The sequence below is a fragment of the Chryseobacterium sp. ON_d1 genome (assembly GCF_006829085.1).
GTDB lineage: Bacteria > Bacteroidota > Bacteroidia > Flavobacteriales > Weeksellaceae > Chryseobacterium.
This window is the reverse complement of sequence record NZ_BJTC01000004.1, coordinates 309,350-334,406: the sequence shown is the minus strand read 5'-3', so window position 1 is coordinate 334,406 and position 25,057 is coordinate 309,350. Positions and strand designations below refer to the sequence as shown.

General features: G+C 36.8%; 29 protein-coding genes. 26 read left to right on the top strand and 3 right to left on the bottom strand.

Features of this window, described 5'->3' with window-relative positions; all coding sequences use genetic code 11:
* Positions 1-3: 3 nt before the first annotated feature.
* The 12 genes from CRS_RS08835 to CRS_RS08780 all read left to right on the top strand — a co-directional run bounded on the left by CRS_RS08835 (position 4) and on the right by CRS_RS08780 (position 8,435).
* Positions 4-666 carry a DUF5932 domain-containing protein gene (locus CRS_RS08835; RefSeq protein WP_142723676.1) on the top strand — a complete coding sequence of 221 codons (663 nt, stop codon included), beginning with the start codon at positions 4-6 and terminating at the stop codon, positions 664-666.
* 116 nt (positions 667-782) lie between these two features.
* Complete coding sequence (locus CRS_RS08830) at positions 783-1,448, top strand: response regulator (RefSeq protein ID WP_142723675.1); 666 nt, start codon at positions 783-785, stop codon at positions 1,446-1,448.
* Positions 1,449-1,579: 131 nt separating this feature from the next.
* Positions 1,580-1,843, top strand: a complete 264-nt coding sequence (locus CRS_RS08825; RefSeq protein WP_142723674.1) for a hypothetical protein — start codon at positions 1,580-1,582, stop codon at positions 1,841-1,843.
* Complete coding sequence (gene yidD, locus CRS_RS08820) at positions 1,815-2,096, top strand: membrane protein insertion efficiency factor YidD (protein ID WP_142723673.1); 282 nt, start codon at positions 1,815-1,817, stop codon at positions 2,094-2,096. The genes CRS_RS08825 and yidD overlap by 29 nt, the downstream gene beginning before the upstream one ends.
* 8 nt (positions 2,097-2,104) lie before the next feature.
* Positions 2,105-2,443: a YegP family protein gene (locus CRS_RS08815; RefSeq protein ID WP_142723672.1), complete on the top strand. Its 339-nt coding sequence runs from the start codon at positions 2,105-2,107 to the stop codon at positions 2,441-2,443.
* Positions 2,444-2,447: 4 nt separating this feature from the next.
* A complete protein-coding gene (locus CRS_RS08810; protein WP_142723671.1) occupies positions 2,448-3,518 on the top strand; it encodes a type I restriction endonuclease in 1,071 nt (356 codons plus the stop codon).
* A gap of 12 nt (positions 3,519-3,530) precedes the next feature.
* Positions 3,531-4,802, top strand: a complete 1,272-nt coding sequence (locus CRS_RS08805; protein WP_142723670.1) for a hypothetical protein — start codon at positions 3,531-3,533, stop codon at positions 4,800-4,802.
* Between the two features lie 34 nt (positions 4,803-4,836).
* On the top strand, positions 4,837-5,361 hold the full coding sequence (locus CRS_RS08800; protein ID WP_172617025.1) for an SH3 domain-containing protein: 525 nt from the start codon (positions 4,837-4,839) through the stop codon (positions 5,359-5,361).
* Between the two features lie 8 nt (positions 5,362-5,369).
* Positions 5,370-5,774: a DUF6804 family protein gene (locus tag CRS_RS08795; RefSeq protein WP_142723668.1), complete on the top strand. Its 405-nt coding sequence runs from the start codon at positions 5,370-5,372 to the stop codon at positions 5,772-5,774.
* A gap of 5 nt (positions 5,775-5,779) precedes the next feature.
* Entirely contained in the window at positions 5,780-6,187 is a 408-nt protein-coding gene (locus tag CRS_RS08790) for a hypothetical protein (protein WP_142723667.1), read from the top strand.
* 5 nt (positions 6,188-6,192) lie between these two features.
* Positions 6,193-7,533 (top strand): beta-carotene 15,15'-monooxygenase, encoded by a 1,341-nt coding sequence (locus tag CRS_RS08785; protein WP_142723666.1) that lies wholly within the window; start codon positions 6,193-6,195, stop codon positions 7,531-7,533.
* A gap of 8 nt (positions 7,534-7,541) precedes the next feature.
* On the top strand, positions 7,542-8,435 hold the full coding sequence (locus CRS_RS08780) for a hypothetical protein (protein WP_142723665.1): 894 nt from the start codon (positions 7,542-7,544) through the stop codon (positions 8,433-8,435).
* A gap of 60 nt (positions 8,436-8,495) precedes the next feature.
* Here the strand turns inward: CRS_RS08780 and CRS_RS08775 are convergent, their stop codons facing one another.
* The 3 genes from CRS_RS08775 to CRS_RS08765 form a co-directional block, all read right to left on the bottom strand.
* Complete coding sequence (locus CRS_RS08775) at positions 8,496-8,945, bottom strand: GNAT family N-acetyltransferase (RefSeq protein ID WP_142723664.1); 450 nt, start codon at positions 8,943-8,945, stop codon at positions 8,496-8,498.
* Positions 8,938-9,561 (bottom strand): ribosome biogenesis GTP-binding protein YihA/YsxC, encoded by a 624-nt coding sequence (gene yihA / locus CRS_RS08770; RefSeq protein WP_142723663.1) that lies wholly within the window; start codon positions 9,559-9,561, stop codon positions 8,938-8,940. The genes CRS_RS08775 and yihA overlap by 8 nt, the downstream gene beginning before the upstream one ends.
* A gap of 63 nt (positions 9,562-9,624) precedes the next feature.
* Positions 9,625-10,386 carry an alpha/beta fold hydrolase gene (locus CRS_RS08765; RefSeq protein WP_142723662.1) on the bottom strand — a complete coding sequence of 254 codons (762 nt, stop codon included), beginning with the start codon at positions 10,384-10,386 and terminating at the stop codon, positions 9,625-9,627.
* A 272-nt stretch (positions 10,387-10,658) separates the two neighbouring features.
* Here CRS_RS08765 and mraZ point away from each other — a divergent pair, with 272 nt between their 5' ends.
* The 14 genes from mraZ to CRS_RS08695 all read left to right on the top strand — a co-directional run bounded on the left by mraZ (position 10,659) and on the right by CRS_RS08695 (position 25,043).
* Entirely contained in the window at positions 10,659-11,117 is a 459-nt protein-coding gene (gene mraZ / locus CRS_RS08760) for a division/cell wall cluster transcriptional repressor MraZ (protein WP_110011282.1), read from the top strand.
* Between the two features lie 49 nt (positions 11,118-11,166).
* Complete coding sequence (gene rsmH, locus CRS_RS08755; RefSeq protein ID WP_142723661.1) at positions 11,167-12,060, top strand: 16S rRNA (cytosine(1402)-N(4))-methyltransferase RsmH; 894 nt, start codon at positions 11,167-11,169, stop codon at positions 12,058-12,060.
* 99 nt (positions 12,061-12,159) lie between these two features.
* A complete protein-coding gene (locus tag CRS_RS08750) occupies positions 12,160-12,525 on the top strand; it encodes an FtsL-like putative cell division protein (RefSeq protein WP_002981890.1) in 366 nt (121 codons plus the stop codon).
* Complete coding sequence (locus tag CRS_RS08745) at positions 12,509-14,500, top strand: penicillin-binding transpeptidase domain-containing protein (RefSeq protein WP_142723660.1); 1,992 nt, start codon at positions 12,509-12,511, stop codon at positions 14,498-14,500. Before CRS_RS08750 ends, CRS_RS08745 begins: the two co-directional genes overlap by 17 nt.
* 57 nt (positions 14,501-14,557) lie before the next feature.
* Complete coding sequence (locus CRS_RS08740; protein WP_142723659.1) at positions 14,558-16,018, top strand: UDP-N-acetylmuramoyl-L-alanyl-D-glutamate--2,6-diaminopimelate ligase; 1,461 nt, start codon at positions 14,558-14,560, stop codon at positions 16,016-16,018.
* A 41-nt stretch (positions 16,019-16,059) separates the two neighbouring features.
* Complete coding sequence (locus CRS_RS08735; RefSeq protein ID WP_142723711.1) at positions 16,060-16,437, top strand: four helix bundle protein; 378 nt, start codon at positions 16,060-16,062, stop codon at positions 16,435-16,437.
* Between the two features lie 43 nt (positions 16,438-16,480).
* Positions 16,481-17,722: a phospho-N-acetylmuramoyl-pentapeptide-transferase gene (gene mraY / locus CRS_RS08730; RefSeq protein WP_142723658.1), complete on the top strand. Its 1,242-nt coding sequence runs from the start codon at positions 16,481-16,483 to the stop codon at positions 17,720-17,722.
* Positions 17,723-17,808: 86 nt separating this feature from the next.
* Complete coding sequence (gene murD / locus CRS_RS08725; protein WP_142723657.1) at positions 17,809-19,134, top strand: UDP-N-acetylmuramoyl-L-alanine--D-glutamate ligase; 1,326 nt, start codon at positions 17,809-17,811, stop codon at positions 19,132-19,134.
* Between the two features lie 71 nt (positions 19,135-19,205).
* The gene (locus CRS_RS08720) at positions 19,206-20,459 is read left to right on the top strand and encodes an FtsW/RodA/SpoVE family cell cycle protein (protein ID WP_228451215.1); all 1,254 of its coding nucleotides are present in this window, start codon (positions 19,206-19,208) and stop codon (positions 20,457-20,459) included.
* A 1-nt stretch (position 20,460) separates the two neighbouring features.
* Complete coding sequence (gene murG, locus CRS_RS08715) at positions 20,461-21,555, top strand: undecaprenyldiphospho-muramoylpentapeptide beta-N-acetylglucosaminyltransferase (protein WP_142723656.1); 1,095 nt, start codon at positions 20,461-20,463, stop codon at positions 21,553-21,555.
* 111 nt (positions 21,556-21,666) lie between these two features.
* Entirely contained in the window at positions 21,667-21,960 is a 294-nt protein-coding gene (locus tag CRS_RS08710; protein ID WP_142723655.1) for a GIY-YIG nuclease family protein, read from the top strand.
* Between the two features lie 137 nt (positions 21,961-22,097).
* A complete protein-coding gene (gene murC, locus CRS_RS08705; protein WP_142723654.1) occupies positions 22,098-23,456 on the top strand; it encodes a UDP-N-acetylmuramate--L-alanine ligase in 1,359 nt (452 codons plus the stop codon).
* Between the two features lie 178 nt (positions 23,457-23,634).
* A complete protein-coding gene (locus CRS_RS08700) occupies positions 23,635-24,012 on the top strand; it encodes a GxxExxY protein (protein ID WP_106917722.1) in 378 nt (125 codons plus the stop codon).
* Positions 24,013-24,077: 65 nt separating this feature from the next.
* Positions 24,078-25,043, top strand: coding sequence for a cell division protein FtsQ/DivIB (locus CRS_RS08695; protein ID WP_142723653.1), 966 nt, complete (start codon positions 24,078-24,080; stop codon positions 25,041-25,043).
* Positions 25,044-25,057 lie beyond the last annotated feature (14 nt).

Sequence of the window (25,057 nt, the reverse complement as noted above, 5' to 3'; positions counted from 1 at the left end):
GCCATGTTCAAAAAAGTTTTAATCGTTGAAGATCAGGAAATCATGAACCAGGGAATCCTGAACACGATAAAAGAGTTAAACATCCCTGATTTTGATTATGTAACCTATTGTGATGAGGCATTAAGCAGAATCAGAACAGCTTTAGAAAGAAAAAATCCGTATGATCTGCTTATCGCTGATCTGTCCTTTGTCCAGGACCATATTCCTCAGAAGCTTCATTCCGGACAGGAACTTATTCGTGAGGCAAAAAAAGTTCAGCCAGCTTTAAAAGTAGTGGTGTTTTCTGTTGAAAAGAAAGCAAAAACAATTGACGATCTTTACAAAATCTATCAGATTGACGGATTTGTAAGCAAAGCAAGACGTGACGGACAAGGTCTGAAAAGCACAATACGGAAAATCTTTAACGGAGAAACCGTAATTCCCCAGGAAATTCTGAATACCATGCGTCATATTTCTTCTGAGTTTGATGCATATGATATCAAATTGCTTGAGCTGCTAGCCAAGGGCTACAAACAAAGTGAAATAAGCACTTATCTGAAACAGCACAGAATGATCCCGTATGGCATCCGGTCTGTTGAAAAGAGGCTGAATGAACTCAGGGACAGTCTTGGTGCAAAAAATAATATTGAGATGATCGTCATCTGCAAAGATATTGGTCTCATCTGATCAGCTCTGCTGAAATATCATTTTTTTCGTCCCTTTTACGTGAACCCGTAATGACGAAAAATTAAATGAATATACTTTTGAGGTCTTAACCAATTTTTTAATTAAACCGTATAACCATGTTCAAAAAAATTTTAATTGCCGAAGATCATGAAAGCATCAATATTTCTGTTCAGAAAACCCTTGAGGAGCTGAATATTCCCACAGTAGATTATGTGTATTACTGTGATGATGCTATAGGAAAAATTCAGAAAGCGTTACGGGAAGAATATCCTTATGATCTGTTGATTACAGATCTTTATTATGAAGATGATCATCATGAGCAAAACCTTAAAGACGGAAAAGAACTCATCAGAAAAGCAAAAGAGATACAGCCCAATTTGAAAGTCATTGTATTTTCAGCAGAACATAAAACGGGCGTAATAGAAAATCTTTTTTCTGATTATCAAATCAACGGATATGTCCGTAAAGCCAGAAACGATTCAAAAGATTTGAAAAAGGCGATTGCATCCGCATACATCGGCGAAAATTATTTATCTTTTGATCTGAAGCAGGATATGAAAAAATTCAACAGCTACGAGTTTTCTACATTCGACATTACCCTGGTCTCTCTTCTTTCTAAGGGAATCTTACAGAAAAACATTCCTGCCCACCTCGAAGAAAGAAATATTAAACCCTCCAGCCTGAGCAGTGTTGAGAAAAGATTAAACAGTCTGAAGGAAGACCTTGAAATCAACAGCAATGAGCAGCTGGTAGCCTTCTGCAAGGACATTGGAATAATATAAAAAACAATTCATTTTACATACAGCCTTTCAAATTTTTGAAAGGTTTTTTTATTTTTTGCCCGTTTTACGGTTTTCCGTAACAGACCAAAATTTAATGCTCATATTTTTGGAGTATAAAATAATAATCAACTATGGAATACAAAGTAATACCGTTTGTTGCAACTGCCAATCAACAAAATATGAGTTCAAAAAATATTGCAGAACAACTAGATAATTTAATAAAAGTTCATACCAATGATGGCTGGGAATATATAAGACTGGAAAGTGTCTCTACTTATATCCAGCCAGTCGAAGGATGTTTTGGAAATACAGTCAAACCTGGTTATATGACTTCTTATCAGATGATAGTTTTCAGTAAAAAAGAAAATGAAAAACCTATTAGTTCTTCTTATTAAAATTTATTGGCTGGTTCCCCCATCAAAAAGAAGAAAATGTATTTTCAAAACCAGCTGCTCCAGACACGTCTATGAAAAAACAATACACGAAGGATTTATTTCAGGATTAAAAGCTTTTAAATATCGTTTTCAAAACTGCAGATCCGGAGCTTATATCATAGAGAATCCTTGCGGAGAAATTCAAATCATTTTACCGAATCAACAAATTCTTAATGAAACAGAGATTTCAGAGAGATTTATTAAAAATAAATAAAATTAATCATGGGAAAATTCGTAATCACACAGAGAATCAACAAAGAGTATCAGTTCAATCTTAAGGCCGGAAACGGTGAAATCATTCTGACCAGTGAAGGGTATATCCAGAAAGCATCCTGTCAGAAAGGCATCGAATCTGTAAAAGTCAATTCTCAGGATCTTTCAAGGTACGACAGAAGACTTGCAAAAAATGGAAAAGACTATTTCGTGTTAAAAGCAAGAAACGGTGAAATTATCGGAAACAGCCAGATGTACAGTTCAAAGTCCGGAATGGAGAATGGTATTGCCTCTGTAAAATCAAATGCTCTGACAGCAGAAATCATTGATGAAACTTTAAAAAAATAAAACTATGGATCTTAAAATTAAATTGGAGCAGCTGCATCAGAAAGTAACGGGCCTTAAGGAACAGATCGGTACGGAAGAAGCCACAAAAAATGCCTTTGTGATGCCTTTCATACAAATCCTGGGCTATGATATTTTCAATCCTACGGAAGTGGTTCCCGAGCATGTCTGTGATATCGGAACTAAAAAAGGTGAAAAAGTAGATTATGTGATCAAAAATAATGATGAACCTATCTTCATTATCGAATGCAAGCACTGGAAGGAAAGTGCAGATGCCCATAATTCACAGCTTCACAGGTATTATCATGTTTCGAAAACGAGGTTCGGTGTGTTGACCAATGGTATCGTTTATAACTTTTATACAGATCTGGAAAAACCCAATATTATGGATGAAAAACCGTTTTTCACCATCAATATTGAAGATCTGAAAGACAGTTCCATCAAAATTCTGGAAAGTTTCACCAAGAAAGACTATAACCTTGAAAGCATTCTTGATTCTGCAGAAGCATTAAAGTATATCAAAGCCATCAGAAAAGAATTCGAAAAAGAAATTGAAAACCCATCTGATGAATTGGTAAAACTTCTGGTGAACCGTTTCTTTGAAAAGCCTTTAACAGCCAACAGAATGATTTCTTTCAAAGAATATGCTAAAAAGGCATTGACGACTTCTATTAATGAATCGATCAGTTTCCGGTTAAAGTCTGCACTGAGCATCAATGAACAGATAGAAAAAAAGGAAGACGATGTGAAAACATCACAGCCTATTGATCAAAATAATGATTCTAAAATCGTTACCACAGAAGAAGAGCTGGAAGGTTTTCAGATTGTCAAAGCGATTTTGAGAGAGAAAATTCCTTCTTCAAGAATTGCCTACCGGGATACTTTATCCTACTTCGGAATCCTGTTGGATGACAACAACAGAAAACCGCTTTGCCGACTGCATTTTAATACAACGAATAAATATCTGGAAACTTTCCACAACGGAAAGGAAGCTGGTGAAAAGGTTTTATTAAATACTCTTGACGAAATCTATAACTACAGGAACCAGCTTCATCAGACACTGGAAAACTATGCCTAAAAATTACTCACCATGAAAACTTTTTTTATCATTCTGAAAGTTGTGCGATGGATGCTGGGTGCTGTATTCCTTTTTACTTCGTTGGGTTTATTAATAGAACAAAGTTTTGGCGCTTCAATTATACTGTTAATTTTAACGGCTTTTCTGGTTCCGATCACTGGGGATTATATCGTAAGAAAAACAATGAAGATCAATCTTTCGGGAACCCATAAAGTCTTGCGGTCTATCAATTACTCTGAACTTCATACTATTTTACCCACCTATCAGCAAAATGTATTGAACCACAAAAAAATAATAAGTGATAAGCAAAAAATAAAATTCGGAAGAAAAATTTACTACAATACTTTATGCACTGCAATTTCAGATTTCACTCTCACCCAGAGCAAAATAGCTAAACTAAATGAGATTAAGGTATATTTCAACTTATCTGATCAGCAAATATTCTTTGAAAAAAACAGGATTTCGGAAAAAACGGTTAAAAACCTGGTGCAGAAATGTTATGCAGACCATGTACTGACTGATTTAGAAGAACAGCAAATTACAAACATGGCTAACTTTCTTCAATTCCCGTTAAATAAAGCAGGAGAGATCAAAAATAAAATCGCTTTTTCATTATTCAACAGAATACTTGAAGAAAAGATATCAGATAACCGCCTTTCTCCAATAAAAGAAACAGAGCTGAAACAGGCGACAAGAAATCTGAAAATTGACCATCAGAGTATTACAGCCTTTCTTTCTGACCGAAAAATTAAAAGCTTGCGGCATGCCAAGTTACTATGGAATCTTGATCACGGTATTTTTCCGGTTGTTTACAATCCCTCCATAGCCTTAAGCAGAGATGAACAATGTTATTTGAATGTTCATGCAACCCTCATTGAAAACAAACTGGTTCATGCAGGATATTCACGCACAAGTACCGGTGTTTCTTTCAGGGTTATGAAAGGAGTCAATGCAAGAATTGGCGGCGGAAGGTACCGCCCCGTAAAAGAAAATGTAAGGGAAACCCATCCTGGAACACTGTATCTTACCAGCTCAAGAATTGTTTTCAATGCCGGAGGTAAGAGTTTCCAAATCCCTTTCTGCAAATTGATTTCACACAACGCAAGAGGAGGAAGTCTTGAATTGGTAATCCAAAACAAAAACCACTCACTGCGTATCAGCTATAAAGAAGCTGAAATATTTATGCTTGCCTTATCAAGTGCTCTCCGACAGTACAGAAATGCCAATGATCAAATAAAAATACAGGCTATGAGAGAAATCTCTATGAATGAAAATTTCATCTGAAGTCCAAAATCAATTCACTATTAATATTCAAAACATGAAAAAACTGATTCCATTCATCATACTTACCTTCAGCATATTTCTCTTCAATTCCTGCTTTAAAGCCAATGATAATATAGGACATGGCGGAAGGTGTACAGGCTCCGCATACTGTACGGCCTGTTCAAATTGCTCAGGCTGTGGACACTGCAGCAGTGGAGGAACCTGTGGGGTCTGCCGTGGTGGATCTTCCGGAAGAAAATCATCTTCGGACGACCATGCTAAAAGCAGGTCTAAAAAACACAAATCACCAGATTCTTACCGGTCTTCGAAAACCCACTCCGGAAAACCTCCCAAAGTTTTTATCGATGAGGTAACGGTTAATGTTAACACCAACAACAGATACATTGCAGGCATTGCAGCGATAAATATGTATGAGAGACCTACCCCTACATCAAAAGTAATAACAACACTACCTAAGGGCACCCAGCTGATAAAGCTTTCAAAGGAAGGATCATGGTATAAGGTACAGATTAAATCAAACGGTAAAAAAGGATATGTTTCCATTAAAGACGTAAAATAATCAAAATCATGAAACCATTTCTCACTTTCTGTGCGCTATGCTGTTTCGCGGGTATTTTCAAACTTCCTATAGAATATTATACTTTCCTCAGAATTCTTGTTTCCCTTGGAGCCTTACTGGTTTTATACCATACGCTGAGTTCCGGGCAGCACTATTTCAGTATAATTTTTCTGGTTATCCTCATTCTTTTCAATCCCGTTTTCCCTATTTATCTGTACCGGAAAAGCATTTGGATCCCGATAGATACGATAACGGGTGCTTTATTCTTACTCATTAACTTCATAGAAAGAAAAGAGCATACAAAAAAAGAAGAAGAAACTGCCGAAGAAACATCAGAGCCTTCACCTCCTATACACCAAAGAACTGTTTCCAGAGACAGAATTATTAATCCTAAAACAACAAAACAAGAATAACCATCATGGAAAACAATCAAATAACAGAAAACCTCAAAGCCCATTTTTTAAGGCTGTATCAAATGGCAATCTGTGATGATGATTTCAGTGCATTAGAGCTGAAAATGCTTTACAAATGTGCAGAAGAAAGAGGTATCTCATCAAAAAACTTGGACGAGATCCTTTTAAACCCGATCAATCTAAAATCATTGGTTCCGCAAACGATTGAAGAAAAAGTGGATTATCTCTATGATCTCACCGTCATGATCTGGGCTGACGGTATCGTTTCTCCGGACGAATATTCTGCCATGCAAAAATATGTTCTGATGTTTGGCTTCCTGGAAGAAAACGCAACAGCAATTGTAGATTATCTGATAGAAGCCGTAAAAATCGGAAAAAACAAAAACGAAATTTTATATGAATTAAAAAACTAACGATCATGGATACCACCAGCATAAAAAATTTATTTAAACTAAAATCCGTTCCGATAGAACCCAAACAGGAACCGGTCTTCAAAAACGAAACAGATCCGGACAACGAATCCTCTGAAGAAACCCGAAAAAGAACCTACCACGAATCAGGCTACAGGGATAGCTCACGAACCAACGGAAACCACTCTACCCTGTCGATTTGCCTGGATGCCGTTTATTCGAAATTTCAGAATGAAGAAAAAGAAATGGTAGAGAAACAGCAAAAACTTAAAGAATCCTACGTCAATGAACAGAAAAACAGGGAAACTGAAATTAAGGCACTCACAGTATCACAGGAGACGAAAGAGGAACAGCTGAAAAATAAAAACACAGAAATTGAAAACCATCAGCACAGCATTGAAATTTTAAAGGCAGAGGTTCTTGATCTTCCAAGAAATCCCGAAAAATACAACGTAAAAGCAACAAAAGGAGCTTCTGCAAAATTCTGGATCGGCCTGATCATTCTTATTCCCATTACTTTATATTTAACCACTTTTTATATTTCCACTTCTTATTCAGCTTTCTTTAAAAACTTTGATGCAAAAAGTACTATTATCCAAAGTGTTCTGGATGCGCAGGCTTTCAGCAAAGCATGGGATGAAGGAGTTATTGAAGGGGCATTTGTAACCCTGATTCCGTTTGTCTTTCTTGGATTAGGCTATCTGATTCATATGTTTTGGGAGAATAAAACAGGAGCGAATTACATCAAGCTCGGATTATTATTTATAGTAACCTTTGTCTTTGACTCTATTTTAGCTTATGAAATTGAATCAAAACTCTATGAGCTGAACAAAACTTTTGATTCACCGCCATTTGATCTTACAATTGCTTTTACCAAGATTCAGTTTTGGGGAATTATTTTCGCAGGGTTCATCGTGTATATTATCTGGGGAGTGGTTTTCGATTTCGTCATGAAAGAGCACAGAGAAAAAGATAAGATCAGAAATGAACAGGAAATCAGACAGAAAAGGATTGAATTCTTTCAGGATAAAATAAACGTTCTGAAAAAGGAAATTGAGGAAATTCTTGCCGGGATCGGAAATATAAAAGAAACCATTATCAAAACACGGGGCAGAATCGAGGAGCTTCAGAATATTATTGACGGAGTCATCATTCCTACCAAAGATTACAAATTATATGCTTCGGAATATGTTCAGGGCTGGATCACCTTTATAGGTGAAAAAATAGCCGTATCAAGGACAGAAAAACAAACAATGATTGATGACTGTATTGCTACCTACAATACCAGCCTGGAAGCTGTGGGGGCTAATTCTGACAATCAAAATTTAGTGTATTTATCATCTTTATAATTACTATCATGAAAAAAATCTTCTATTTATTAATGATTATTTCTTTAGCTTCCTGTTGTAAAAAGACTCCGCCTCCTCCTTGTACAAATTGCCCGCCTAAAGCCGACTCAAACAATATCAATGTCAGCATTTTAATTGATCTTTCAGACAGGATTGATCCGACAGTCCATCCCAATCCCACAATGGAATATTACCAACGGGATATGGAATATATCAAAGCCATTGAAAAAGGACTTTTAAACCATATTAAATCAAAAAGAATCATCACCTATGATGATCAGATGCAGGTTTTCTTCAATCCGGAACCTTCAGATCCAAAGATGAACGAACTCACAAAAGAACTGAAAGTTTCCTTCAATAAAGATACTCCAAAAAGCTATTTTAATTCTGTGGATAAAAAATATTCAGAATTACCATCAAGCATTTATCAGTCTGCCATTAAGGACGGGAAATATATTGGATCCGATATCTGGGAGTTTTTCAAAAATAAGGTAAAGGATTATTGCATAAAAGACGATCGCAGAAATATTCTGTTCATTCTGACAGACGGCTATATGTATCATGAAAACACAAGGTTTGATGAAAAAAAAGAAAATTCATATAAAACATCCTATTTAACAACCAAACTTATAAAAGCTAACAACTTAATAACCTCTGGTTTTAAAGAAACCATTGAAAAAAATGGCTATGGATTTGTTAAAGCTAATGAGGATCTCAAAAATTTAGAAGTAATTGTTCTCGGCATTAATCCTGAAAAAGGAAATCCTTTCGAAGAAGCTGTTATTAAAGAATACTGGAAAAACTGGTTCAAGGAAATGAAAATTAAAAATTACCAGATCAAATCCGCAGATCTTCCCTCCAATCTGGAACCGGTCATTCTAAAAGCGATTACAGGAAAATAAAAAAACACATCAATATATTTCACAATCAAAAAAGCGAAGAATATATTTCCTCGCTTTTATCTATTTTCTTATCATTTCCGTATGGGGAATATCATCTTCCAGATACTTCTTCCCTGTATCTTCAAAACCGAATCCGCTGTAAAATCTCAACAGATAATCCTGTGCTGATATTCTGATTTCAGAAGTGTGAAAACGGTTTTCTATGGTTTCTACCGCATATTGTATCAGCTGTTTTCCCAGATTTTTTCCCCTTGCCTGTTCAGTGGTCAGTACTCTGCCAATAGAAGTTTCATCGTACTTTATTCCTTTATCAAATACACGGCAGTAAGCTAAAACCTGACCATCCTCTTCCGCCCAGATGTGGACTGCTTTCTGGTCATCATTATCCAGATCAGGATAAGGACAGTTCTGTTCAATGATGAAAACATCTATACGGGCTTTCAGTACAGCGTACAATTCCGGAACCGTGAACTCATCAAATGTTTTGATCTTCCAGACAATATTACTCATCGAAACTTATATTATTAAGTGTTAAAAAGTCATTGGTCTTTTCAATAAAATCAAGAATTTTATCTCCTCCCTCTTTCTTTTCTGCGGAGGTAATATACAACTCAGGAAGGTCTTCCCATGTTTTATGCAGCTCAGCTTTATAGTCTTCAACATTTTTAATAACGGCATTAGGTTTTAGCTTATCTGCCTTAGTAAAGACAATAGAAAATGGGATCCCACTTTCACCACACCATTGGATAAATTCCATATCAATTTTCTGAGGGGTATGCCTCACATCCACAAGGACAAAAAGATTTACCAGATTTCTTCTGTTCAGGATATAGTTGGTGATCAGCTTCTCAAAATCCTTTCGCTGAACTTTTGAAACCTTTGCATACCCATACCCCGGCAAATCGGTTAGATACCAGCTTTCATTCACTAAAAAATGATTGATCAGCTGGGTCTTTCCGGGGGTTTGTGATGTTTTGGCAAGATCTTTATGGTTCATCATTGCATTGATCAGTGATGACTTTCCTACGTTTGATCTCCCGATAAAAGCATATTCAGGAATATTGGGTTCAGGACATTCCTGCCATTTTCCGCTACTCTTTACAAACTCTGCTGTCTTGATAATCATTTTGAATGTATTTTAGAAAAACAAACCATTAAGAAAAGCTCTTAATGGTCATTTATAATGTATTTAAACTTTATCTTTTATCCAGTTGTACAGGATTTCATTGAACTCATCCGGCTTTTCCATCATGGCTGCATGACCGCAGTGATCTATCCAGAATAAATCGGAATTGGGAATGAACTTATGCATATCTTCTGCCACCTCAGGAGGTGTTACATTATCCTGTTTCCCCCAGATCAGACATGTGGGAGTCAGGATCTTCGGAAGATCATTCAGCATATTGTGTTTGATGGCACTTCTGGCCAGCATTACCGTTTTTATTCCTTTCATTCTGTCATTTACCACACTGAAAACTTCGTCTACAAGGTCTTCCGTTGCGATCTTCGGATCATAGAAAACTTCTTCCGTTTTCTTTCTGATATAGGAACGGTCGTTTTTCCTCGGAAAGCTGTCCCCGAAAGTTCTTTCATATAGACCGGAGCTTCCTGTAAGAACAAGATTTTTTACCAGGTCAGGTCTTGCCAGAGTCAGAATAAGCCCTACGTGCCCCCCCATCGAGTTTCCTACAATACTTACGGGGCCTGAAATATGACTTTCTATGAACTTGATAATATATTTTGCAATCGTGGTAAGATTCGTATTGAGTACCGGCAGATCATAGATGGGTAACTGTGGTACAAATACCTTAAACCCTCTTTCCGAAAAAAAATCTACCATTTTATCGAAATTACTCAAACCACCCATTAACCCGTGCAACAGCACTAATGGATGCCCTTCTCCCGCTTCTACATAGGAATATTTCTTTTCTTTTTTTGTACTAAATATCATAAAACGCCTTAATAAAGCCCTGCAAAAATACAAATTAAACCTCAAAAAAATTTTGATTATCCTAATTTAAGATAAAAATAATATAATATTCTCCTTTTTAACTTTTTTTTTCAAAACCGCTTTATTATGGCTTAAATAACACTTCCAACAACTCTCTTCATATCAGTATTTTACATTATTGAAATTCAATCTTTAATAAAACTTATTAACATTAAGTCAAAAAGTGGGAAAAAGTGGGAAATTTTGGAAATTATTATATAAATTTGTCCCAAATGAAAAATTTCATTGGGACATATGAGTGTAAAATTGACGACAAAGGCCGCTTAAAAGTTCCTTCATCTTTAATCAAACAGATGGAAAACTTCGACGATAAGGCGTTTGTAGTCAAAAGATCTGTGTTCCAACCTTGTCTGGAGGTTTATCCTATGAATGCATGGGACAAACTGATGGGTAAAATTAATAAACTGAACAGGTTCATAAAAAAGAATGCTGATTTCATACGAATGTTTACGGCAGGAGTAAAGACTGTAGAGTTGGATAATGCAGGAAGATTACAGATCTCCAAAGACCTTACGGTTTTCGCAAATCTTCAGAAAGATATTGTGATCACCAGCGCAGGAGAACTCTTTGAGATTTGGGATAAAGAGGCCTATGAAAAGGTAATTGCTACCAATGAAGCTGATTTTGCAAGCCTTGCCGAAGATGTGATGGGCTCTTTCGATGAAGAATAACTGTAGCGGTTATTAATTGATTATTATTAAATAAAAAACACAATTAAGCATGTATCATAACCCCGTTTTGTTGAAGCAGAGTGTTGATGATTTGGTGACGAATCCTGACGGAATATATGTGGACTGCACCTTTGGAGGCGGAGGCCATTCAAGAGAAATCCTGAGCAGACTTTCCGACAAAGGAAGATTGTTCAGTTTTGATCAGGATCTGGATGCACTTAAAAATACAATTGATGATCCACGCTTTACATTGGTCAATCAGAATTTCAGATTTCTGGAAAATTCATTGCTGATGTATGGCGTATCGCAGGTAGACGGTGTTTTGGCAGACTTAGGAGTGTCGTCTCATCAGTTTGACGAGGCAGACAGAGGCTTCTCAACAAGAAGCAATGCTCCTTTGGATATGAGAATGAACGTCATGCAGAATCTTGATGCCAAAAGAGTGATCAATGAGTATGAAGAAGAAGAGCTTGCAGATCTTTTCTATCACTATGGAGAATTGAGAGAAGCAAGAAAACTGGCTAGAGAAATTGTTCATCACAGAAAAACAAAAAGTATAGAAACAACGGAAGATCTGAAAAAACTGTTCAGCTATATTCCGCCTCACAAGGTTAATAAATTCTATGCCCAGCTTTTTCAGGCGATAAGAATTGAAGTGAACCAGGAACTTGAAGTATTAAAAGAAATGCTGGTTCAGGCTTACAATGTATTGAAACCGGAAGGAAGATTAGTCGTTATTTCTTACCACTCTTTAGAAGACCGCTTGGTAAAAAGATTCCTGAAAAACGGAATGTTCGAAGGAGAGCCGGAAAGAGATATCTACGGAAATTATAAAAAGGCATTCGAATTGATTAAGAGTAAAGCGATTATTCCTGATGACAAGGAGATCGAAGAAAACTCCAGAGCAAGAAGTGCCAAGATGAGAACAGGAATAAAAGTATAAAATGTGAATGAGTGAATCGTCAATAGTGAATCATTAAGCAAAATAAAATTGACTATTGACACGAAGTAAATTCACTGCAAAGCAAATTGACACAATAAATTGGCAAAAAGAACAACAAATCGCCCCCAGAAAAGACTCACTTTTATAGATATTATAAAAGGTAACTTTCTGAACCGTGATGAGATCAAAATACATTACAAGTATTTTCTCCTGTTGTTTGTTCTGATGATGGCCATGATTTATACGAACCATCTCGTCAATAAAAAAATTAAAATTGTAAACGCCTTAAAGGAAGAAACAGAAGAATATAAATCAAGAAACGCTTACGCCCAGAGTAAGCTGATCAAAGTAAAAATGGAATCAGAGCTGGGGAAAGAGGTTGCACGGGATTCATTGATGACCCTGGAAAACCATCCTCACAAATTGCTAATAAAACTGGACAGTACAGATGCAAAAGCAAAATGAATACGACAATAAACGTAAGAAAACGTTACGATGGGGCTACCTCTTTGCAGTGGTAGCTTTGTGCGTGTTTGTCATGTTCTTGGCAAGAATTGTCATCCTTCAGAATACCAATGTCCAGGAAATCAAAGATGATTACATTAATAAAAACTATCGCGAAGCCACTTTAAAGGCCGCCCGTGGTAATCTTTTTGCTTCTGACGGCTCTATTCTTGCCACAACTGTAATGCGGTATGACATCTATCTTGACTTCAAAACAATGAAAGATACGGTGTACTCTAACAATATCGGAGCGCTGACCGATTCTCTGAGCAAAATGTTCGGAAAACCAAGAAGCGAATTCAGACAGAAGTTCGATGAACAGAAGAAAAAGAAAAACCAGTATTACACCCTTGTAAAAGGTCTTGATTTTGATCAATATGACAGGATCAGAAAGTTCCCGATCTTCAAAAGAGGTAAAAATAAAGGAGGATTCATCGTTGACAGAAATTACAAAAGAGAACTGGCTACTTCAGAAATCGGGGCCGGTACCATTGGTATGGATAACGGTGAATTTAAATCCGGACTGGAAGGCGCCTTTTCAAAATATTTAACTGGAACAGACGGTAAAAGATTGGAGCAAAGAATTAACTCTTCACAATGGAAACCCATTGACTTCTGGAAAGTTAAGGAACCCGTCGATGGAGAAGATGTCTATACCACCTTAGACCTTAGAATTCAGGATATTGCACACTCTGCTCTTGAGAAACAGTTAATTAATTTTGAAGCAAAACACGGTACCGTTATCGTGATGGAAGTTGAAACCGGAAAAGTACGTGCTCTTGTTAATTTAAGAAGAACGGAATCAGGAGAATACGAAGACTCCTACAACTATGCCCTGAAAGATAATATTGAGCCGGGATCCACCTTTAAAACCATTTCACTTCTGGCAGCAATGGATGACGGATTCATTGACGAAAATACAACCGTAAACGTAGGAAACGGAGTATGGGTATATGCAAAACAGAGAATCTCTGACGGTCATGGCGGTGGAACTTATGATATCAGTGATGTTTTGGCTAAATCAAGTAACGTAGGTACTTCAAAACTGATCACAAAGTATTATGCAGATAAGCCACAGATTTTCCTTGATCATCTGAAACGCTGGAAATTGTTCGACAAAATGGATATCGAACTTCCGGGAATTACAAAGCCAAAGATTGTCACACCGGAAAACAAAAGATGGAACGCTGCAACGCTTGCTTCTATTTCGTACGGGTATTCTTCCAATATCAACCTGCTTCAATTAACAACATTTTACAATGGGGTTGCTAACGGAGGAAAAATGCTTAAGCCTTTATTCATCGATAAAATCATGAAAGACGGAAAGGTAATGTATCAGGCAAAACCTGAGGTAATGGTCAACAAAATGGCTTCTGAAAAAGCGATTAAAATGATGACCAGTGCTTTAACGAAAGCCGTAGAAAAAGGAACAGGACGAAGTATTTTTACACCCAACCTGAAAATGGCAGGGAAAACAGGAACCGCAAGATTTGAGTACTGGCTGCCTGGCCCTATGAAATACCGTGCTTCATTCGCAGGATTTTATCCGGCTGACGCACCCAAATATACCTGTTATGTAATGATCAGTGAGCCCAATACAGCAAAAGGCTTTTATGGAGGATCCGTTTCAGCACCGGTGTTTAAGGAAATTGCAGGAAAAACATTCCTGAAGACCCCACAGAATATTGAAAAAGAAATGCTGGTAGACAAAAAGGTAAACCTGAGTAAAATGGTTGAGCCTAATGTGAAAATAGCAGTAAATGATAAACAGATGCCTAATGTAGTGGGATTAATCGGGAAAAACGTGATCCCGCAGTTGGAAAACTTAGGCTATCGCGTCGACTATAAAGGAGTAGGAAGAATTAAGGAACAATTCCCGCTGGAAGGCACAACGATCAGTAAAAACCAGAGAATTTATTTGTCTCTGCAGAATTAAAAAACAAGCCCGTAAGGACAATTTAAACCCAAATAAGGCAAAGCCTTATTGATAAAGATGATTATAACAGAATTAGTAAACAGAATCCCAGTACTGGAAATTCACGGAGATAACAGCCGTGAGGTTGCAGAATTGGTGATCGACAGCAGAAAGGTTACAGAAGGTTCTCTTTATGTTGCAATGAGAGGAACTGTAGTGGATGGCCATTCATTCATCGCATCTGCTATTGAAAAAGGGGCTGCAGCAATTGCTTGCGAAGAACTCCCTCAAACATTGGCAGAAAATGTAACCTATATTTTGGTAAAAGATTCGTCTAAAGCCTTAGGTCACCTGGCGTCGAACTTTTACGGAAACCCTTCTCAAAAACTGAAACTGATAGGTGTTACAGGAACCAATGGAAAAACCTCTGTTTCTACCCTTCTTTTTGATGTTTTCAAAAATCTGGGTTATCCTGCTGCGTTACTTTCTACTGTTGAAATCAGAATTGGTGAAGAAATTATACCGGCTACCCACACTACGCCTGACGTGATTACCATCAACAGGATTTTAGCTGAAGCCGTAGAAAAAGGATGTGAATTTGCTTTCATGGAAGTAAGCTCACACGGGATTGCTCAGAACAGAATTGAAGGATTGCACTTCAAAATAGCAGGCTTTACCAACCTTACCCATGATCATTTAGACTATCATAAAACATTCGAAGAATATTTAAAAACGAAAAAAAGATTCTTTGACGAATTAGAAGATACAGCTATTGCCATTACCAATGTGGATGATAAGAACGGCAATGTCATGCTTCAGAATACTAAGGCTAAAAAGAAGTCTTACGCCCTGAAAACCATGGCAGACTATCACGGAAAACTATTGGAAGTTGATTTCAACGGAATGCTGCTGAACTTCAACGGAAAAGAATTCTGGACGACACTGACCGGGAAATTCAATGTATACAATTTACTTCTGGTTTTCGGAATTGCTGCTGAACTGGGTTTTGAACAGGATGAAATTCTTCAGGCCATCAGCAGATTAAAAAGAGTTTCCGGAAGATTTGAAACATTCAAATCCGACGGGGGGATTTTCTTTATCGTAGACTATGCACACACTCCGGATGCTTTGGAAAACATTCTGGACAGCATCAACGATATCAGAACCAAGAACGAAAGATTAATCACTGTATTTGGTTGTGGAGGAGACAGAGACCACTCCAAAAGACCTGAAATGGGAAATATTGCCACTAAAAAATCCACTCTGGCAATCATCACATCAGACAATCCGAGAACAGAAGATCCGGCACAGATCATCAAAGAAATTGAAGCAGGTGTTGAACCACAGAACTTCAGCAAATACACTTCAATTCCAGACAGAAAAGAAGCCATAAAAATGGCCATCAAGTTTGCAGAACCTAAAGATATCGTTTTGGTCGCCGGAAAAGGCCACGAAACCTATCAGGAGATCAATGGTGTGAAACATCATTTTGATGACAAAGAAGTAATTAATGAGCTCTGGAAATTAATGAGCAAATAGATTGAAAGATTAAACTCATTTAATGATTTAAAAATTTGATGATGACGAAGAATTTTGAAAATTTCCCAGTATATATCAAAAGTTTAGATCTTATTCAAAAAGTTTATGAGTTTCTTCAAAATCCAAGCTTTGAAAAAGAATTTGAATTTAATAACCAGATAAAAAGAGCGAGTTTTTCCATTAGCAATAATATTGCGGAAGGCTCAGAATATAATAATAACAGACAATTTATTAGATATTTAAAAATTGCAAAAGGCAGCTGTGCTGAGGTAAAAAGCATGCTGATTGTAAGTAAAAGATTAAAATTAGGTGATCAAAATAAAGCTGAAGAAATCATTACTCTTTCAAAAGAGGTTTCTTCAAACATATCAAACTTCATTAAGTATTTAAATGAAAATATGGAGAAGCCCAATCTTTAAATCTTTAAATAAATTAAATTTTTAAATAATAAAAAACAGAAACATGCTATACTATCTATACGAATATCTAACCAACCATGGAATCCACGTTCCGGGATTAGGAATGTTGAAATACATTTCCTTCCGTGCCGGAATGGCTGTACTGTTCTCATTGATTATTGCTCTTGTCTACGGAAAAAGAGTCATTAATTACCTGAGAACAAAACAAATGGGTGAATTGGTACGTGATCTTGGATTGGATGGCCAGAAACAGAAAGAAGGGACCCCTACCATGGGAGGACTTATCATTATTCTGGCAACCATTATTCCGGTATTGCTGTTTACCAGGATTACCAATGTGTATATTGTTCTGCTGCTGGTTTCAATGTTATGGATGGGAGCAATTGGTTTCCTTGATGATTATTTAAAGAAAGTCAAAAAAAATAAAGACGGCTTAAGTGGTAAATTTAAAATTGTAGGCCAGGTTGGACTAGGGCTGATTGTCGGAATTACCATGTATTTTCATCCGGACATCACCGTTAAAAGAAAATATGCAGATGCTAAGGTGGTCAACAGAAATAACGTAGAGCAAAATTTTATGCCGACAGAAAAAATTACCGTTTCCACCGTTCCTTTTGCAAAAAATAATGAATTCGACTACAGCGGAATTTTATTTTGGATGAATGACAAAGATGCCCATGAGTGGGCATGGGTTGTATTTATTCCTATCGTAATTTTCATTGTAACAGCCGTTTCAAACGGAGCCAATATCACAGACGGGATTGACGGTCTGGCCGCAGGAACAAGTACTATTATACTGCTCACGCTGGCCCTTTTCGCTTACCTTTCCGGAAACATCATCTTTGCAGATTACCTCAATATCATGTTCCTTCCAAACATGGGGGAAACCACCATCTTTGCCGTAGCAATGGTAGGGGCTGTAATAGGTTTTTTCTGGTACAATACCTATCCTGCACAGGTTTTCATGGGAGATACCGGAAGTTTGATGTTGGGAGGAGTGATTGCTGTATTAGCCATTATTTTAAGAAAAGAATTATTGATTCCTGTATTATGCGGAGTATTCTTAATTGAATTACTATCTGTTATTCTTCAGGTTTGGGTATTTAAATACAGAAAAAGAAAATACGGGCTGGAATATGCCCAAAACAATAGACTGTTCAAGATGTCACCATTACACCATCATTATCAGAAAGAAGGATTCCACGAAAGTAAAATCGTGAACCGAATGATCATCATCGGAGTAATATTGGCTATTATATGTCTGATCACATTAAAAATGAGATAAATTTTGTAAAAAGTAAAAAGTATTGATGTAAAAAGACACCAGATACATTGTACGTTTTACATTTTACATTTTACAAAAGAATAAATATGAAAATAGTTGTTTTAGGAGGTGGAGAAAGCGGATGCGGTGCTGCTTATTTGGCTAAAAAGAAAGGTCTGGAAGTATTTCTTTCAGATAAAGGAGCCATTAAGGATAACTATAAGCAGTTCCTTACCGATAATGAAATTGAATTTGAAGAAGAAAATCACGACGAAGAAAGAATTTTAAATGCTGACTGGATCGTAAAAAGCCCCGGAATTCCAAAAAAGGCGGAAATTATCAATAAAATTCATGAAAAAGGAATCAGACTTTCCTCTGAAATTGAATTTGCTTCTGAATTTACAGATGCAAAAATTATCGCCATTACCGGAAGTAACGGAAAAACAACTACAACTTCCCTGATCTATTATATCCTGAAAAATGACGGATTGAATGTAGGTTTGGGAGGAAATATCGGCTATAGCTTTGCCAAGCAGGTTGCAGATGAAAACCATGAGTATTATGTACTGGAAGTAAGCTCTTTCCAGCTGGATGATATTCAGAATTTCAGACCTTATATTTCTTTATTGCTGAATCTGTCCCAGGATCACCTGGACCAGTACAACTACAACTATGAAGAATATGCCTTGGCAAAATTCAGAATCACTGAAAATCAGGAAAATGATAATTTCTTCATCTACAACAAAGATGATGAAATGAGCAAAAATCTTCTTGAAAAGCTTGAGATAAAAGCCAAAATGATTCCTTTCTCAACAAAAGAGAAATTACCGGAAGGAGGTTTTGTAAATGAAGATGAAATTGTGGTAAAAATGAAAGACGAATTCTCAATGAAAGTTGATGAATTGTCTCTGTTGGGAAATCATAATGTAGCCAACAGCCTGGCAGCATCAATTGCCGGTAAGATTTTAGAAATCAACAACGAAAGTATCAGACATTCATTGATGACATTCCAGGCCGTAGAACACAGACTGGAGTTTGTGACAGAAATTGATGGCGTAAAATACATCAACGACAGCAAAGCAACCAATGTAAATGCTACTTATTATGCCTTGGAAAGCATGAAAACACCAACCGTATGGATTGTTGGCGGATTAGATAAAGGAAATGACTACACCGAAATTGAAGATTTAGTCAAAAGAAAAGTAAAGGCAATTGTTTGTCTTGGAGTCGATAACAAGAAGATCATCGATTTCTTTAAAGATAAAAAAGAATTTATTTATGACACTTCAAGCATGGAAGAAGCTGTGAGAATTTCAAAATCTCTGGCTAAAAAAGGCGATACAGTCTTACTGTCTCCATGCTGCGCAAGCTTTGACTTGTTTAAAAGCTACGAGGACAGAGGACGCCAGTTTAAACAACAGGTATTAAAATAAAAATGTAAAAAGTTCTAATGGAGTAACGTATTAATGATCATCAGTTTCATCAATACATTTTACATCAGTACATGAATACAATAATTATGGACGAACAGAACACAGAAAGCAGATTTGAATTTCTAAAGGGCGATAAAGTGCTTTGGATGGTCATCCTTGTGATCTCCATCTTCTCTATTTTCCCTGTATACTCTGCAAGTTCAAATCTCGAATACATTGTCAATAACGGGACCACAACAGGTCACGTTATCAAGCATATGTTCTTTGTAGTCTTAGGATTGGGTATTATGAGACTGGTAGGAACCGTAAAGTATGAATACATCGGAAAGCTCAGCAGTATTCTGCTTGGCCTGATGATTATTCTCCTGGTGGTTACCATGTTTACAGGCCAGACCATTGATGGAGCCAGTGCCTCCAGATGGCTGAAAATTCCTGGAACCCCCATCTCTTTTCAGCCTTCATCATTTGCATTTTTAATGCTAATCATCTATCTGTGCAGATATTTAACCAAAAAGATCACAAGGGAAAGACTTCCGATAGAGAATATCATGTATATCTTCGGACCTATCCTGCTTGTATTTGTATTGGTAGCCAAAGATAACGGCTCCACAGCATTAATGATTTTAATGGTTTCTGTGATAGTTCTTGTAATAGGACAGCTTCACTGGAAATACATTGCGGGCTTTATCTCGGCATCATTTGTAGCCATTGTATTCTTCCTTCTGATTGCTCTGAACACCAATCTGATCGGAGGAAACCGTGTTCATACATGGATGAGCCGTATAGAAACATTTACATCCAGTAAAGCCAAAACAGCAGACACAGATGATGAAAGCGTAAAAGCAAAAAACTATCAGGTAATGCAGGCTAAAGCAGCTATTGTACATGGCGGAATTACCGGGATGGGACCGGGAAAAAGTGCATTGAAACAGATGCTTCCACAGTCTGCCTCCGACTTTATTTTCGCAGTCATTGTAGAAGAATATGGGGTGATAGGCGCAGCCTTTCTGATCAGTTTATACCTGATTATGATGATCAGGATCGTCATGATCGCCAGTAAGATGCCGGCATTCTTCGGATCGTTGCTTGTTCTCAGCCTCGGGGTAATGATCTTTATTCAGCTTTCAGTAAATATTGCTGTAGCAGTGAATCTGATCCCGGTAACAGGGCAGCCACTGCCTTTGATCAGTTATGGAGGAACCTCAATGCTGGTGACTTATTTACAGTTAGGTATTATTCTAAATATAAGCTCAAGAATTCAGATTTATGATGAAGAAGGAATGGGCAAAAAACAAAGTATAGCAGAAATAAACGATATCGCTTAAAATGGACAAAAAATTAAAAATACTATTATCAGGCGGGGGAACAGGAGGACATATCTTCCCGGCCATCGCTATTGCTGATGAGATCAGAAAAAGATTTCCTCATGCAGAATTTTTGTTCATTGGTGCCAACGGGAAAATGGAAATGGAAAAAGTTCCACAGGCAGGCTATAAAATTGAAGGAATTGATATTGCCGGAATTGACAGAGGTAACTTGTTATCTAATTTAGGTCTCCCTTTCAAGATTCTGAAAAGCCTGTCCAAATCTAAAAAGATTATCAAAAACTTCGCGCCTGACTTTGCGGTAGGAACGGGAGGATTTGCCAGCGGACCCGCTCTTTATGAAGCCAGTAAAATGGGAATTCCGATTTTCATTCAGGAACAGAATGCCCATGCAGGGGTAACGAATAAAATCCTCAGCAAGAAAGCTAAAGCAGTCTTTACGGCTTATCCGAAAGTAGATGCCTTTCCGGCAGAGAAAATAAAATTCCTGGGAAATCCGATTCGTGAAAATATTATTTCAGGAATGCAAGATACTGCTCAGGCAAAAGAGAAAATGGGACTGGATAAAGACAAACTTACCATTCTTTCAGTAGGCGGTTCTTTAGGATCCAGAACATTAAATAATGCATGGAAAGAAAACCTTGAAAATCTGAAAGAAAAAGGGTATCAGTTAATTTGGCAAACAGGAAAACTGGATTACAAAGAATTGTCATCCAGCCTTCAGCTTCCAGCTTCAATTCATCTGAAAGAATTTATTAAAGACATGGAACTGGCCTATTCTGCCGCTGATATCATTGTTTCCAGAGCAGGAGCTATTGCCATTTCAGAACTGGCTGTAGCACAGAAACCGGTGCTTTTGGTGCCTTTCCCTTTTGCAGCGGAAGACCATCAAACTAAAAATGCCATGAATCTGGTTGAAAAGAATGCAGCCAGAATGGTAAAAGACTCTGAGATGCAGGAAAAATTCTGGAATACATTATCAGAAATCTGTGAGAATGAAAGTCTAAGAAAAGAAATGTCTGACAATCTGAAATATTTTGCCAAGCCCAATGCAGCAAAAGAGATTGTAGACGAGATTTTTAAAGTAATAAAATAATTAGGTCAGGCTTCGACAAGCTCAGCCTGACCTACATAAAATAAGACAGTTAGTATTAGAGCTGTCACCCTGAGCTTGTCGAAGGGCCAGTAAGCAAACACAAATGAATAAATGAAAATATATTATGTATACATTGTAAAATGTTCTGATAATTCTTATTATACAGGCTTTACCAATGATTTGGAAAGGAGAATTAATGAACATAATGACGGATTAAATCCTGAAAGTTACACGTATACAAGAAAACCCGTAGAACTTGTTTTCTACCATGAATTTAATGATGCTACTCAAGCGATAAGCTTTGAAAAACAAATTAAAGGTTGGAGTAGAAAAAAGAAGGAAGCAATAATAAATGATAACTGGGATTTATTACCAATGTTATCAAAAAATAGAATGAAAGATTAGAGGCTTCGACAAGCTCAGCCTGACTCTGTTAAAAATTTAATCCGTTAACAAGTCATGGATATCAGTGATTGAAGTCTTATAATATATTAAAAATAAAGCTCTGAACTAGTTAAGAGCCATTAAAGATTAAAATATAAATGAACATTTTACAAACATATCAGACTTTTTACTTCGTCGGAATCGGAGGTATCGGAATGAGCGCACTGGCGCGTTATTTCAATGCCTCCGGGAAAAAAGTATTGGGCTACGACAAAACCAATACAAAACTTACCCAGAACCTGATGAACGAAGGCATTGATATTGTTTTTGAGGATCTTATTGATGAAAGAATAACCTCTCTTCAGAAAGAAGATACACTGGTCATCTATACTCCTGCTATCAAAACACTTGGAATACTGGATTATTTCAGCCAAAATCAGTTTGAAGTTCTGAAAAGAGCGAAAGTTTTAGGATTAATTACAGAAAATACAGACTGCATCGCCATAGCTGGCACTCACGGAAAGACCACCACGTCTACCCTTGTTGCCCATTTGTGCAAAGAAGCAGATCTTCCTTTCTCATGTTTTCTGGGAGGGATTTCTGAAAACTTTAAATCCAACTTCCTGTACAATGGTTCTACCTATTCTGTAGTAGAAGCAGATGAATATGACAGAAGCTTCCTGAACCTTTCTCCGGACTGGGCAGTCGTGACATCTACAGATGCGGATCACCTTGATATCTATGGAGATAAGAGCCATATTGAAGAAGGATTCAGACAGTTTGCAGCATTAGTGCCTGAAGACAAACAGCTTTTTATAAGAAAGGGACTGGAAATCGGCAGAGGACATCAGACTTATGCCGTTAATGAGCCTGCAGATTATTATTCAGACAATCTGCGTATGGATCATGATAAAATTTATTTTGATTTCCATACCCCAACAGAAACGATAAAGGATTTTGTCTGGGAAATTCCTGGCATTCATAATGTGGAAAATGCTACTGCAGCACTGGCTATTCTGCATAATTTAGGCGCAGATTTTGATACGCTGAAAAAAGCAATTGCCAATTTTAAAGGAATTAAAAGAAGATATACCAAACATATTTATCAAAACGGTAAAATTTATATTGACGATTACGCTCACCATCCTACAGAAATCAATGCTGTAATGAGCTCAATCAGAACATTTTATCCTGATAAAAAACTTCTGGTAGCCTTCCAGCCCCACCTTTTCAGCAGAACAAGAGATTTCGCAGACGGATTTGCGGAAAGCTTAAGCAAAGCCGATGAACTTATTCTGCTTGATATTTATCCTGCGAGAGAGCTTCAGGAGAATTTTGAGGGAATTACTTCAAACTGGCTGCTGGAAAAAGTGACATTAGATAAAAAAGAGGTATCGACTTTATCTGATGCTTTTGAAAAAATAAAAGAAAAAGATTTTGATATCCTTCTCACCGTAGGTGCAGGAAATATAGATACCCTGTATGATCCTATCTGTGAATGGATTGAGAAAATTTGAGTATAAACGCTATGCTCGCGAAGAAAAATGTAACATCGTTCGCAAAGGCGTTTTACTCAGCAAAAATGAGAAAACAAATTATATAAGTTATAGCCCTCGCTGAGTGAAACGCCCTCGCGAACGGAAAAATAAAAAGGTTGCTTTGCGATCGTAGCGTTAAAAGAAAAACACAAAATGTATGATAGAAAATGAAATTTCAGAGATTGTTTTCAGTGCTGGAATGAAAATACATCGTACGCTTGGAATTGGACTTTATGAAAATGTATATGAAGAGTGCTTAGTTTATGAACTAAAAAATAGAGGATTGAATGTAGAAAGTCAAAAAAACATTGACATTGAATATGAAGAGTTAAAGATATCTAAAGCGTTCAGAGTAGATTTATTAGTTGAAAACAAATTAATAATTGAAATAAAAGCAGTTCAGGAGATTAATGATTATCATTTTTTTCAGCTTTTAAATTATTTAAGAATAACCAACATAAAACTCGGAATGATTTTGAATTTCCATTCAATGCTATTCAAAAATGGAGTAAAACGAGTTGTAAATAAATTGTAAAAAGTAATAATGTATTTACGTATTCATGAATACATTTTACATAAATACATGAATACAAAAAATGTATGAAAAATAAATACAGAATATTAAAAATTGTTGTCACTGTAATCATCTTAGGATTTTTACTGAGCTTCTCATTGAGAAGATTCAGCCGTGAGGAGATTACGGACAATAAGATTTCTGTAAAAATGAGCGAGAAAACTCCGGTGTATTTTGTGGATGAAAAAGATATCAGGGAGATTGTAAAAAAAGAAAACCCTTCAGGAAAAGTAGGAGATCTAAATATTCCTTCTTTAGAAAAAAAGATCAATTCTCTTCCGGCAGTGGATAGCGCCAATGTCTATCTGAATCTGAATGGAAAACTGAATCTGGATATCAAGCAAAGAGTACCTGTCTTCAGGCTGAATAAAGACGGAAGAGACTTTTATGTAGATGAAAAGGGGATTGAATTCCCGATTTCAAGAACCTATTCACACCCATGTATGCTGGTAACCGGAAATGTACAGCCGGATGAATATGAAAAACTGGCAGAACTGGTAGAAAAGATTGACAAAGATGATTTCAGTAAAAAATATTTTATTGGAATCTCAAAAAATAAAGACAGTTATAGCCTGCTTACAAGCGAAGGAAACTATAGAGTAGAAATAGGAGATCTTGATAATATCGACTTTAAAGTAAAAGGATTTAAAACCTTTGTTGAGAAATACCTGGTATACCAGGATCCGCAGAAATACAGTATGGTTTCTGTGAAATATCAAAATCAGATTGTCACTACTTTAAACCCTTATTTTAAAGAAAATGACAGTATTTTAAAGGCAGGAAAAATGGAACTGGCCAAAGCTCCTTCTACAGCAGCAGCTAAAAAGACGGATAGTAAGCCCCAGACAACGGAAGCGAAAAAGGCCTCCACCACGGTAAAGCCTAAAGAAAGTACAAAAACGAAAACACATACAAAAGAAACGAAAAAAGCCGAGAAAAAGCCACCCGTCAAGGCACAGTCCAAGCCTAAGGCAAAAGTAAAAATAGAATAGGCCCTTCAGGGCAT

Excerpts from the sequence above, each read along its gene's own strand:
- CRS_RS08835 (WP_142723676.1), top strand. The coding sequence starts at position 4 with ATGTTCAAAAAAGTTTTAATCGTTGAAGATCAGGAAATCATGAACCAG.
- CRS_RS08830 (WP_142723675.1), top strand. The coding sequence starts at position 783 with ATGTTCAAAAAAATTTTAATTGCCGAAGATCATGAAAGCATCAATATT.
- CRS_RS08825 (WP_142723674.1), top strand. The coding sequence starts at position 1,580 with ATGGAATACAAAGTAATACCGTTTGTTGCAACTGCCAATCAACAAAAT.
- yidD (WP_142723673.1), top strand. The coding sequence starts at position 1,815 with ATGAAAAACCTATTAGTTCTTCTTATTAAAATTTATTGGCTGGTTCCC.
- CRS_RS08815 (WP_142723672.1), top strand. The coding sequence starts at position 2,105 with ATGGGAAAATTCGTAATCACACAGAGAATCAACAAAGAGTATCAGTTC.
- CRS_RS08810 (WP_142723671.1), top strand. The coding sequence starts at position 2,448 with ATGGATCTTAAAATTAAATTGGAGCAGCTGCATCAGAAAGTAACGGGC.
- CRS_RS08805 (WP_142723670.1), top strand. The coding sequence starts at position 3,531 with ATGAAAACTTTTTTTATCATTCTGAAAGTTGTGCGATGGATGCTGGGT.
- CRS_RS08800 (WP_172617025.1), top strand. The coding sequence starts at position 4,837 with ATGAAAAAACTGATTCCATTCATCATACTTACCTTCAGCATATTTCTC.
- CRS_RS08795 (WP_142723668.1), top strand. The coding sequence starts at position 5,370 with ATGAAACCATTTCTCACTTTCTGTGCGCTATGCTGTTTCGCGGGTATT.
- CRS_RS08790 (WP_142723667.1), top strand. The coding sequence starts at position 5,780 with ATGGAAAACAATCAAATAACAGAAAACCTCAAAGCCCATTTTTTAAGG.
- CRS_RS08785 (WP_142723666.1), top strand. The coding sequence starts at position 6,193 with ATGGATACCACCAGCATAAAAAATTTATTTAAACTAAAATCCGTTCCG.
- CRS_RS08780 (WP_142723665.1), top strand. The coding sequence starts at position 7,542 with ATGAAAAAAATCTTCTATTTATTAATGATTATTTCTTTAGCTTCCTGT.
- CRS_RS08775 (WP_142723664.1), bottom strand. The coding sequence starts at position 8,945 with ATGAGTAATATTGTCTGGAAGATCAAAACATTTGATGAGTTCACGGTT.
- yihA (WP_142723663.1), bottom strand. The coding sequence starts at position 9,561 with ATGATTATCAAGACAGCAGAGTTTGTAAAGAGTAGCGGAAAATGGCAG.
- CRS_RS08765 (WP_142723662.1), bottom strand. The coding sequence starts at position 10,386 with ATGATATTTAGTACAAAAAAAGAAAAGAAATATTCCTATGTAGAAGCG.
- mraZ (WP_110011282.1), top strand. The coding sequence starts at position 10,659 with ATGAAAAATTTCATTGGGACATATGAGTGTAAAATTGACGACAAAGGC.
- rsmH (WP_142723661.1), top strand. The coding sequence starts at position 11,167 with ATGTATCATAACCCCGTTTTGTTGAAGCAGAGTGTTGATGATTTGGTG.
- CRS_RS08745 (WP_142723660.1), top strand. The coding sequence starts at position 12,509 with ATGCAAAAGCAAAATGAATACGACAATAAACGTAAGAAAACGTTACGA.
- CRS_RS08740 (WP_142723659.1), top strand. The coding sequence starts at position 14,558 with ATGATTATAACAGAATTAGTAAACAGAATCCCAGTACTGGAAATTCAC.
- CRS_RS08735 (WP_142723711.1), top strand. The coding sequence starts at position 16,060 with ATGACGAAGAATTTTGAAAATTTCCCAGTATATATCAAAAGTTTAGAT.
- mraY (WP_142723658.1), top strand. The coding sequence starts at position 16,481 with ATGCTATACTATCTATACGAATATCTAACCAACCATGGAATCCACGTT.
- murD (WP_142723657.1), top strand. The coding sequence starts at position 17,809 with ATGAAAATAGTTGTTTTAGGAGGTGGAGAAAGCGGATGCGGTGCTGCT.
- CRS_RS08720 (WP_228451215.1), top strand. The coding sequence starts at position 19,206 with ATGAATACAATAATTATGGACGAACAGAACACAGAAAGCAGATTTGAA.
- murG (WP_142723656.1), top strand. The coding sequence starts at position 20,461 with ATGGACAAAAAATTAAAAATACTATTATCAGGCGGGGGAACAGGAGGA.
- CRS_RS08710 (WP_142723655.1), top strand. The coding sequence starts at position 21,667 with ATGAAAATATATTATGTATACATTGTAAAATGTTCTGATAATTCTTAT.
- murC (WP_142723654.1), top strand. The coding sequence starts at position 22,098 with ATGAACATTTTACAAACATATCAGACTTTTTACTTCGTCGGAATCGGA.
- CRS_RS08700 (WP_106917722.1), top strand. The coding sequence starts at position 23,635 with ATGATAGAAAATGAAATTTCAGAGATTGTTTTCAGTGCTGGAATGAAA.
- CRS_RS08695 (WP_142723653.1), top strand. The coding sequence starts at position 24,078 with ATGAAAAATAAATACAGAATATTAAAAATTGTTGTCACTGTAATCATC.